This window comes from Pseudonocardia sp. WMMC193 (assembly GCF_021728735.1).
Taxonomy (GTDB): Bacteria; Actinomycetota; Actinomycetes; order Mycobacteriales; family Pseudonocardiaceae; genus Pseudonocardia; species Pseudonocardia oroxyli.
This window is the reverse complement of record NZ_JAKKDO010000003.1, coordinates 6,804,660-6,814,209: the sequence shown is the minus strand read 5'-3', so window position 1 is coordinate 6,814,209 and position 9,550 is coordinate 6,804,660. Positions and strand designations below refer to the sequence as shown.

The following is a 9,550-nucleotide window of genomic DNA, read 5'->3' as shown; positions in this document are numbered from 1 at the left end:
AGGCGGCCGCCGGTGGAGATGCTCGCCGAGGAACGCCTGCGCCTGCACCCCTTGCCTTCCACTCCGTTCACGGTCGCGTTCGGCACCACCCGTCGGGTGAACTGGGACGCCACCGTCTCGGTCGAGGGCGTGCGCTACTCGGTGCCCCACGAGCTGGTCGACACGCGGGTCTGGGTCCGCTTCCACGGCGACGACCTCATCGTCACTGCCGTCGGGCAGGACGGGCCGGTCCAGGTCGCACGGCACGGACGGTCGACCCCGGGCAGCCCGGTCATCGACGACGCGCACTACCCGCCGCGCACCGCCGCGGCGAACGCGCACGGCGAGCGGACACCGCGGGCCACCAGCGCTGCGGAGGCGGCGTTCCTCGCGCTCGGGCCGGGCGCTGCGGCCTGGCTGGTCGAGGCGGCCGCGGCCGGGGCCCGCGGGGTCCGGCGGAAGATGACCGAGGCCGTCGCGCTGGCCAAGCTGCACCCGCCCGGGCAGGTCGACCAGGCCCTGGGCACCGCGGCGATCGCGGGACGGTTCGCCGAGAACGACCTGTTGCGCATCCTCGCCCACCAAGCCGGGGAGACCGTCGCCAAGCCCGCCACGCAGGCGAGTGAGACCCACAGCCTCCAGCCGGGCACCGCCGCCTGGTCCGGCTTCGGCCTAACTCCTGGCCCCGAACCAGATCCTGACCCCGGCACTGAGTCCGGCACTGGGTCCGCTGGGCCGCAACCGACTGGAGAGCCCGCATGAGCGCTACCACGACACCGAGCTCGGCGGGCGTTGCCGGCTCGGCCGGTGATCCGCTGGCCGAGGCGGTCGAGCTCACCCGCCGGCTCAAGCTCCCGCACATCCGCCGCCACCTGCTCGAGCTCATCCCGACCGCGCGAGCCCAGCGCTGGGACCACGCCGAGCTGGTCCGAGTGCTGCTCGCCGAGGAGGCCGCCGGCCGGGACGCGACGAACCTGCGGACCCGCCGCGCCCGCGCCGGGTTCCCCGCCGGGAAGACCCTGCAGGACTGGGACGCCTCGGCCTCGACGATCCCGCGCCCGACCCAGGACGCGCTCACCAGCCTGGAATGGGTCGGCCGCCGGGAGAACCTCTGCGTCTGCGGCCCGTCCGGGACGGGGAAGAGCCACTTCTGCGAAGCGCTCGGGCAGGCCGCGGTCGAGGCCGGGATGACCGTCGCCTGGTTCACCATCGAAGACCTCGGCGCGTTCGTCCGCCGCCACCGCGCCGACGACTCGATCACCCGCGCGCTGGCCCGGCTGATCCGCACCGACCTGATAATCGTCGACGACATCGGGCTGCTGCCCGTCTCACCGGATGCCGCGGAGGGCTTCTATCGGCTCGTCGACGCCGCCTACGAGCGGCGCTCGCTGGCCGTCTCCAGCAACCTGCACCCCTCAGGGTTCGACGAGATCATGCCGAAGACCCTCGCCACCGCCACGGTCGACCGGCTGCTCCACCACGCCCACATCGTCGTCACCCAGGGCGACAGCTACCGCCTCGCCCAGGCCACCTCTGGCAAGGGGGTGAGCCCGTTGACCTGACCCGGGCACGACCCCAGGCGGGGAAATATCTGGCCGCCGTCGGGGAGAACCAACTGGCCACCAGTGGGGAGAACTACTGGCCGCCAACGGGGAGAACGAGCTGGCCGTTGACAATCACCGCGCCGGCGTTGTTCAGGATCGTCGCCGCCCCGTGCGCGCCATAGCGGGCGAGCAGCTGCGCGCGGGACTGGACGACCACGAGGATCGACACCCCACGCCCGCCCATGTCCGCGGTCCACGACTCCAACGGCACAGGACAGATCAACGCGGCCTCGTCAAGCGCGAGCCGCAACCCCGGGTCGAGACGCCCGCTCGGCTTGGTGGCCGCGATCCGGCGGGCCTCGCGGGCGATGAAGCCGGTCAACGCGCACACCAGCGGCGCCGTCGGGGACTCCTCCCCGCCGAGTAGGAACACCGTCCCCCGCACCATCAGCAGGTCACCGACGTCGAGCGGGCGCGCCCCCTCGGGCCCGAGAGCGGCCGCTGCCCTCGCTGGTGCGGAGGTGAGCCAGCCGAGCGCGGGCATGATCGTCGAGGTGATCGAGGTTCGGGTGCGGTCGTTGGTGGTCACGAACTGCTCGAACGACACCCCGAACCCCGGCTCCGGCGACCGGCGCAGCAGCGCGGTCACCTCCTTGCGCGCGGTCTCGGGGTCGGCGGTCCAGTCCATGACCTCGCGCATCGACCTGTGCCCCAACGCCGCGGCGTGCAGCAGCGCCTCCAACACTCGGCGGCCCTGCAGCTCCCAGTACTCCCGATCCCCACCACTGGACGACGACACGGCCGAGAGCAAGTCCGCCGCACGCTCCGCTGCGGCGACGGGGTCCTGGCAGCCGGTCAGCGGGTCGAAGGTGACCGTCGAGACGACCTCACCGAGACCGGCCGGGTTGAACACCAGGACCGGGCCCTTGCGCTCCCGGTACGGGGTGCACAGTTCGAGGAGGTCCAGGCGGGTGCTGGTGGCCAGGACGGCGCCGGGGGCGTCGATGATCTGCCCTGCCAGCCAGCCGGACTTCCCCGACCGCGGCCCGCCAACGGAGACGACGACGTCCTCGTTGGACGACCACACCCACTGCCCACCCGAGCGGCACAACCGCACCGCCACCTCGGGGACCGGGAGGGTCATCAGCTCCCACCGCGACAGCACCTCCAAGGACGGGCGCACCGTTGGGGCGCGGCGCAGCATCGCCGCAGACCCGCCGAAGCGGACAATGTCCATCGTCGAGGCGACCCCGGACTTGCGACGGGACCGAGCGCCCCACCGGGAGACGACCGATGCCGACCGCGTCCACCGGTACCGAAGGAGGACCAGCAGACCGAGGGCGGGCACGAGCAGTAGCGGCCACGGCAGCGCTTTGATGATCGTGAACGCCGGCAGCAGTGCGAGCAGCCCGAGGCCGAGGGCGATTCCTCGAGCCCGCCGGGCCCAGGCCAGCACCGCGGCGGCGATCAGGCCGAGCAGGAGGAGCGGAGTCGGGCTCAGCAACACATCCATGAGTCAGTCCTCCCAACCCGTGCGCTCGCGCCATGCCCGCACGTCGGGTAGATGCCGCGCGCAGTCGTCGGCGTGGCCGGACTCGTTGTCGACCGGTTGCGACTCGAACGGCCCGCGATCGCTCACCAGCTCGCCGCACGAACCGCAACGCCACGAAGTCGAGGGCACGTGAAACAGCTCGCGCGGTCGCTCCGGCTCGCGCCGCTCGACCACCAGGGCGAACGCCACCTCGCCAACCGGGTCACCGTCATCCGGCAACCCGAGCGCGGCGCCGACCTCGTCCCACGAGCGGCCCGCCGCTCGCGACGCCTCGACGGCGTCGACCAGCACGCGGCGGGCGGCGTCGCGAACCACCGCCGCGGCCCGTACACCGGGCAGCGGGTCGACCAGCCGTCGCCGGGTCAGCATCTGATAGCCCTCGATCGGCTCGATGACCACCTGGCCCTCGAACTGCTCGACCGCGACCTCCTCCATCAGCGTCTGAAACCGACGCGCGATCGCGCTCATCGGACACCTCCGCAGGACAGACCGGCAGCCCAGCGGTCGACCGTCCGACGCGACACCCCGAACTCGACCGCGACCCGCGGACGCGGGATCCCGTCGGCGAGTGCCCGGCGACCGGCGGCGATCACCTCACCCCGCTCGCGCGGCGGCAGGTCCCTCGCTCCGACCGGCACGACGATCGTCGGCCGCATCCCGTCCGGACGCTGGATGCGCCGGCCGCGGCGAAGCTCGGCGCGCTCGTGCTCGTCGAGACCGCCCGCCACCCCGTGTGGGAGGGACACGATCGCCCAGTCCAGGCACTGCGCCCGCACCGGGCAGCCCGAACAGATCACCTTCGCTCGCGCCACCTCCCCCTCACGCACCGGGCCCGCCTCCGCGACGGGGAAGAACACCTCCGTGTCCACGTCGCGGCACCGTGCACTTGCCGGCCGGGCCTGCCCTTCGTCTGCGTCTCGCCCTACCATCGGAACTTCTCCTGCCGTCTGCTGATGTGCGGTGAGAACGGCCCGGCGGCTGTGTCCCGCCAAGAACCCGTCGCCGGGCCGACCCACCCCTGAGTTGTTGTTCGTCGTCCTGGCCGTCATCCACCGGCTCCCGCCTCGTCCGGTTCGCGATCCGTCAGGGCAGGTGTTGCTGCGTCATCGACGACGTCGAGGAACGTGCCGATCGCAGCCGGCAGGCCTTGGCCGACCGGAGTCGCGATGAACAGCACCAAGGCCAAGAGCGCGAACGCGATCGCACCTCCCGCCGACCGTGACCTCGCGCAAATGAAGGCGCCGACGATCGCCACGAAGATGAGCACTCCGACTGCCTGCACGGCTCACCCATCCGTCGCGACGGGGAACGACCCGGACCTGCATCGCGGCTCGGCCACCGCTCGCCTGCGCCAGCACGCCGCCTGACGTCGAGCTTCCTGCTCAGCGACAAGAGCTGCCCGCCACACCGGGCGGAGGTCGGCAACCTCGAATAGCTGTGACCACACCCGGGCTTCCGACTCGAACAGCGACGCCAGGCGCTCTGCGCGGTTCTCCGCGGACCGATCAGCCAGGAGGCCCGCGCGCAGGCGCCCGATCCGCTCGACGGCCATATCGATCTGCTTGAGGCCGCCGTTCATCGCGGCTGGGCCGGAATCAACGGATGGACTGCGGGCCGTTCCGCCGCGGACGACTCAGCGGCAGCGACGAGCGCGTCGATGACCTTGGCCGGAACGATGTAGCGACCGCGAATACGCACGGCCGGAAGCTCGCCGTCCCGGATGGCGCGGTAGACCGTCATCCGCGACATCCGGAACATCTCGGCCACCGCCTTGACGTCGTAGAACAACGGTGTTCCCGTGGACTGCTGTAGAGCCATAACTGCTCCTCCAGTTCCTGGTGAGTACGCCCCCATGGAACCGAGGAAAGGCCAGCTCAAGGAGGTCTCCCAGCTAGTCCGCAACTAGTCCACAACCTGGTCCGTCCTGGCCAAATAGTCGGAGCTTCCCGCTACTCTCAAGACCGAGATCCAGTGAAGCTGAGGGGGCGAGATGACGAGCAGGAACCAGGCGAGCCAGCTTCGTCAGCTACGCGAACAACGCGGCTGGACCCAGCAGGACGTCGCCGAGCAGATCGCCCGCCTCGCCTGGCTCCGCCGCCGCAAGCAAGTGGGCGTCAACGGCGACATGGTCGCCAAGTGGGAGCGCGGGGTGAAGACGCCCAGCCGCCCCTACCGGGAGCTGCTCGCGCTGCTGTTCGGCGTGCGCGCCAGCGAGCTCGACTCACCGGTGGAGGTCGTCCCGCAACCGACGTCGGGAGAGAGCGACCACCTCGCCGACCTGACCGTGATGGCCGATCTGTTCGGGCAGCTCGGCCCAGCCGGGATCGTGCTGCAGCCGAAGCTGTTCGAAGTCTGGAAGGAAGAACTCATGCGCCGCCGGGTGCTACTTAAGCTCGCCACGTTGGCCCCCGCCGCCGGGATCGCACTTCCGGCGTCATCGGGTGGACTGCGAGCGACGCCTGATCTCGTCGCAGGCTTCGATGACCTGGCCACGCGCTACCAGACCCTCTACCACTCCGCCGCGCCGAACGTTCTGATGGCACCTGTCGTAGCTCATCTGGGAACCATCCGCGACACTCTGACTGCGAGCGCCACGCCCGGCCTCCGCCGCAAGCTGCTCGCGAACCGTGCACGAGTGGCCACCCTCGCCGGCCGCATCGCCTTCTTCGACCTGCACGACCCGATGCGAGCCCGCGGCTTCTACAACCTCGCACTCGAGTCAGCCCGCGAAGCCGGCGACCACCTGCAAGCGGCCTCGGCCCTCGGCCACACCGCATTCATCCCGGCCGCGGAGCTCAGTTACCGTGCCGCGCTCGACTACCTCCGCGGAGCCGCCACGCACATCGCCCAGCAGCCACACGGTCCGGTCTCCTCGTGGCTCGCCGCGGTCGAGTCCGAGATGCACACGAACGCTGGCGCCGAAGGCGCCGCCATGGCGGCAATCGACCGCGCCCGCGCAGCGATGTCCGCCCCCGGGCTGTCGGCGGAGTTGCCCTGGTTCGACTTCTACGACAGCACCAGGCTCGACGGCTTCGCCGGATACGTTCAGCTCCGTGCCGGCCGCTCGACAGACTCACTCCGCACCCTCGAAGGTGCCCTCGGCCGCCTGCCACCCGAAGCCGTCAAACAGCGGGCGGTGTTCCTCTGCGATCTCGCCACGGCACACCTGCACAACGGCGACCTGGACCAGGCCTGTCGAACCGCCGCAGACGCAGCCGATCACCTCCACCGAGCCGGCTACGCCACGGGCTCCGACCGTCTGCGAGAGTTCCGGGCAGCCGTTCAACCCTGGAACGCCTCACCTGCCGTTCGTGCACTGGACGACCAGCTCACGATGATCGCCTGACCGGAAGGACCCTCGCTCGTGCCCATCCGCGCCGTCTGGTTCGACGTCGGCGAGACCCTGATCGACGAGTCCCGCGAGTACGGGACCTGGGCAGACTGGCTCAGCGTCCCCCGACACACCTTCTCCTCCGTGTTCGGAGCCGTCATCGCCCGCGGCCAGGACTACCGTCAGGTCTTCCAGCACTTCCGCCCCGGCTTCGACCTCGACAAGGAACGACAAGCCCGCCTCGACACCGGACTGGGCGAGTACCTCAACGCCCAAGACCTCTACCCCGACGCCCGCCCATGCCTGCAACAGCTTCGGGACGCCGGGTACTTCGTCGGCATCGCCGGGAACCAGACCCTGCGAGCCGGCACCTTCATCCGCGAGCTGAACCTGCCCGCTGATCTCATCGCCACATCCGACGACTGGGGCGTGAACAAGCCGTCGGAGGCGTTCTTCGACAAACTCATCGCCGTCTCCGGTCACCGACCGGAAGAGATCGCCTACGTCGGGGACCGCCTCGACAACGACATCGCGCCCGCCGTGCGGCGCGGCATCAATGGAGTATGGGTCCGTCGCGGCCCTTGGGGCTTCGTTCTCGAACCGGGCGGCACGGCCCCCACAACGTTCGACGACGCACCGCCCACCCTCACGGTCGACCATCTGTCGGATCTTCCTGCGCAGCTCGCAGAGCTCTGATGTGCCATCCTGCACCAAGACGACCCGGGCCTGAGGGTCGTCCCCGCACTTCGCCGACGACCCTCCAAGGTGGCCTGCCGCACCACTGGAGTGATGCTCCCAGAGCGAACGGCGTTCATCGACGAGTCGTTCAATGAGCACCCCACCGAAGCTTCTATGTGCTCACCGCGTCCCGGTTCGACGCAGGAGGCCTGGAGCGTGGCAATCTGACTCTCGACGAACCCAAGCCCGACGAGGCGTACGTACCTCATCGGAGCCTTGATCAGCTACGCGGGTCGCTGCCCGGAGCGTAGCCCGGACAGTGCGGCTACATCGTCCAGGGCGACGTGACGAAGGTCAGCAGCGGTTCGGACTCGCCGGGCACCTTGACGTCCATCTCGTAGTCGCGGATGTTCGTGTCGTCGCCGCCGGCCCGGCGGACTGCGGCCGCAAGGATGCGGTGAAGGGCGACCGGGTCCGTCGGGTCAGCAGCGGTCGAGAACTTCGCGACCTCGCTCCCCCGGTGCCGGACGATCAGCGTGAGCAACCTGATCGCCGGTGGAGCAGAAGGGGCGGCTGGCACCGACGGCTCGGCTGCTGGCACAACGGACGCCAGCTCCTCTGCCGGCCCAACAATACGGAGCTGGCCGCGGCCCTCTCGCGCCAGCATGCCCCACTCGGTCAACAGGACAAGAGACCGCTTTGCCGTCGGGAGCGAGACTCCGTGCTGCTCGACAAGATCTGGAGCGGAGGGAGCCGAGTCACCCGCAATGAGGCGCCCATCCGCGACGTCTCGAGCCACGGCCGCGGCGACGCGCTGGTACGGGTACCGGGGCGAGGCCCTGATCCACTCGGCGTCGTCCATCTCCGCCGGGCGCTGCGGCATCCCCGCACCGAGCCCCTTGGCCGCCCGCTGGTCGGCCTCCGAGACCCACGCGGTGTACGCCTTGAGCGTCGTCGTCCCGCCTCCGCCGTGCCCGAGCCTGCCGGCCACGGTCCGCGGGTCCACGCCGCCGGCGATCAGCTCGGTTGCTGAGTAGTGGCGGAGCTTGTGGATCGTCGTCTCGATGCCAAGGCGGGCGACCATGCGGTCGTAGCGCTGGGTCACGCTGTCCGGGGTCAGAAACGTCGAGCCGTCCGGCGCCGCCGAGAACAGGTAGGCGTCCGACCGGTACTCGGCGCCCACGGCGGTTGCGCGAGCCCTACAGCGCGCCAGGTGGTCTCGCAGCACCGCGACCGTCTCGGCGTCGAGCGCGATCCGACGCTGCTGGTGCGTCTTCAGGTCCGCCTCGGTCCAGCCGGCCCCGGGTTCGCGCCTGATCGCTCGGCGAAGCCAGATGGTCTCTCGACCTTCGTCGAGGTCCACAGCCGAGACCCGGATGCCACAGAACTCGCCGCGGCGCGCGCCCGTCGTCATGGCCGTCCAGACCAGCGTTCCCCAGTCAGGGTCTCGCCACGACTCGTTCACGATCCGCGCCGCCTCGGCGGCCGTGGGCGGCTGCGGGTTCGGCCTCGGCGGCGGAGGAGGCTCGGCCTGCGCCATCGGGTTCACGGCCAACCACCGCCACCGGACGGCACGCTTGTAGGCGCCGGACAGGATGAAGTGGATGTGCCGCACGGTCGTCGGTGCGAGGGGCCTGCACTGGTGGGGGGTGCAGCGGTCATTGCAGTCGTGCGGCTCGGCAGAGTGGTGATCGACCCTCCGTCGACCTGCGCAACGGGAGCGGCACCGCAACAGCTCTCCGTAGAACGAGTCGAGCGTCTCGGGGTCGAGCTGGCTGACCCGCAGGTGTCCGAGCACGGGCTTGATGTGGTTGCGGACGTGCGTCCGGTAGAGGTCGAGCGTCGTCGGCGAGCCGGAGAACTGGTCGAGGTAGCGCTCCAGCAGCTGGTCGATGGTCGCCTTCGTCCGGGGGTTGCGCTTGGCGGACACCTCGGCGAGCAGCCGGGTCTTCACGTCCTCGGCCTCGCGCCACGCCTTCGGACCCGCAGGGACCGACTCGCGGAGGTAGTGCCGACGGCCCGTGACGGGGTCGATCCCCGCGTACACGGACACACGCAACGAGCCGTTCGCCCGGGTCTCGATGGACCCCCGAGCACGGTTGTCACCAGCGCCGGAACGTCGTGGCATGGGGGCAGGATAAGCGAGGTTCGCACCCCGCGTGATCCCCCGAGATTGGCCTGACCCAGCTGGCTGGAGCTAAGAACCGCTGGTCAGAGGTGGAGCGGGCGACGGGAATCGAACCCGCGTAGCTAGTTTGGAAGACTAGGGCTCTACCATTGAGCTACGCCCGCATGCCCCTGGATCGCTCCGAGGGCCTCGCCAGGATAGCGGATCATCCGGCGGGCTCCGGCAGGCTCCCCGCCGTCTCCCGTCTAGACTTCGGCGGCACGGGGTGTGGCGCAGGTTGGTAGCGCGCTCGGTTTGGGGCCGAGAGGCCGTGGGTTCGAATCCCGCCACCCCGACCA

Annotated in this window: 9 protein-coding genes, 2 tRNA genes and 1 pseudogene; 5 read left to right on the top strand and 7 right to left on the bottom strand. The window is 70.4% G+C overall.

Features of this window, described 5'->3' with window-relative positions; genetic code table 11:
* Positions 1–741, top strand: a pseudogene (locus tag L3X23_RS34660) (IS21 family transposase); the annotation flags it as partial.
* Positions 738–1,541, top strand: coding sequence for an IS21-like element helper ATPase IstB (istB, locus tag L3X23_RS34655; protein ID WP_237190164.1), 804 nt, complete (start codon positions 738–740; stop codon positions 1,539–1,541). The pseudogene L3X23_RS34660 and the gene istB, both read left to right, overlap by 4 nt.
* A gap of 73 nt (positions 1,542–1,614) precedes the next feature.
* Here the strand turns inward: istB and L3X23_RS34650 are convergent, their stop codons facing one another.
* The 5 genes from L3X23_RS34650 to L3X23_RS34625 form a co-directional block, all read right to left on the bottom strand.
* On the bottom strand, positions 1,615–3,036 hold the full coding sequence (locus L3X23_RS34650) for a type IV secretory system conjugative DNA transfer family protein (RefSeq protein ID WP_237190163.1): 1,422 nt from the start codon (positions 3,034–3,036) through the stop codon (positions 1,615–1,617).
* A 3-nt stretch (positions 3,037–3,039) separates the two neighbouring features.
* Positions 3,040–3,543, bottom strand: a complete 504-nt coding sequence (locus tag L3X23_RS34645; protein ID WP_237190162.1) for a hypothetical protein — start codon at positions 3,541–3,543, stop codon at positions 3,040–3,042.
* On the bottom strand, positions 3,540–4,004 hold the full coding sequence (locus L3X23_RS36505; protein ID WP_308116852.1) for a WhiB family transcriptional regulator: 465 nt from the start codon (positions 4,002–4,004) through the stop codon (positions 3,540–3,542). Before L3X23_RS36505 ends, L3X23_RS34645 begins: the two co-directional genes overlap by 4 nt.
* Positions 4,005–4,120: 116 nt before the next feature.
* Positions 4,121–4,342, bottom strand: a complete 222-nt coding sequence (locus tag L3X23_RS34630) for a hypothetical protein (protein WP_237190161.1) — start codon at positions 4,340–4,342, stop codon at positions 4,121–4,123.
* 308 nt (positions 4,343–4,650) lie between these two features.
* Positions 4,651–4,863, bottom strand: a complete 213-nt coding sequence (locus L3X23_RS34625) for a helix-turn-helix domain-containing protein (RefSeq protein WP_237190160.1) — start codon at positions 4,861–4,863, stop codon at positions 4,651–4,653.
* A 202-nt stretch (positions 4,864–5,065) separates the two neighbouring features.
* Here L3X23_RS34625 and L3X23_RS34620 point away from each other — a divergent pair, with 202 nt between their 5' ends.
* Both L3X23_RS34620 and L3X23_RS34615 read left to right on the top strand, forming a co-directional pair.
* The gene (locus tag L3X23_RS34620; RefSeq protein ID WP_237190159.1) at positions 5,066–6,421 is read left to right on the top strand and encodes a helix-turn-helix transcriptional regulator; all 1,356 of its coding nucleotides are present in this window, start codon (positions 5,066–5,068) and stop codon (positions 6,419–6,421) included.
* 18 nt (positions 6,422–6,439) lie between these two features.
* On the top strand, positions 6,440–7,102 hold the full coding sequence (locus tag L3X23_RS34615) for an HAD family hydrolase (protein WP_237190158.1): 663 nt from the start codon (positions 6,440–6,442) through the stop codon (positions 7,100–7,102).
* A gap of 307 nt (positions 7,103–7,409) precedes the next feature.
* On the opposite strand, the gene L3X23_RS34610 is transcribed toward L3X23_RS34615, so the two are convergent.
* Entirely contained in the window at positions 7,410–9,212 is a 1,803-nt protein-coding gene (locus L3X23_RS34610; protein ID WP_237190157.1) for a tyrosine-type recombinase/integrase, read from the bottom strand.
* A 90-nt stretch (positions 9,213–9,302) separates the two neighbouring features.
* Positions 9,303–9,376, bottom strand: a tRNA-Gly gene (locus L3X23_RS34605).
* A gap of 97 nt (positions 9,377–9,473) precedes the next feature.
* Here L3X23_RS34605 and L3X23_RS34600 point away from each other — a divergent pair.
* Positions 9,474–9,550: transfer RNA gene (locus L3X23_RS34600), tRNA-Pro, on the top strand.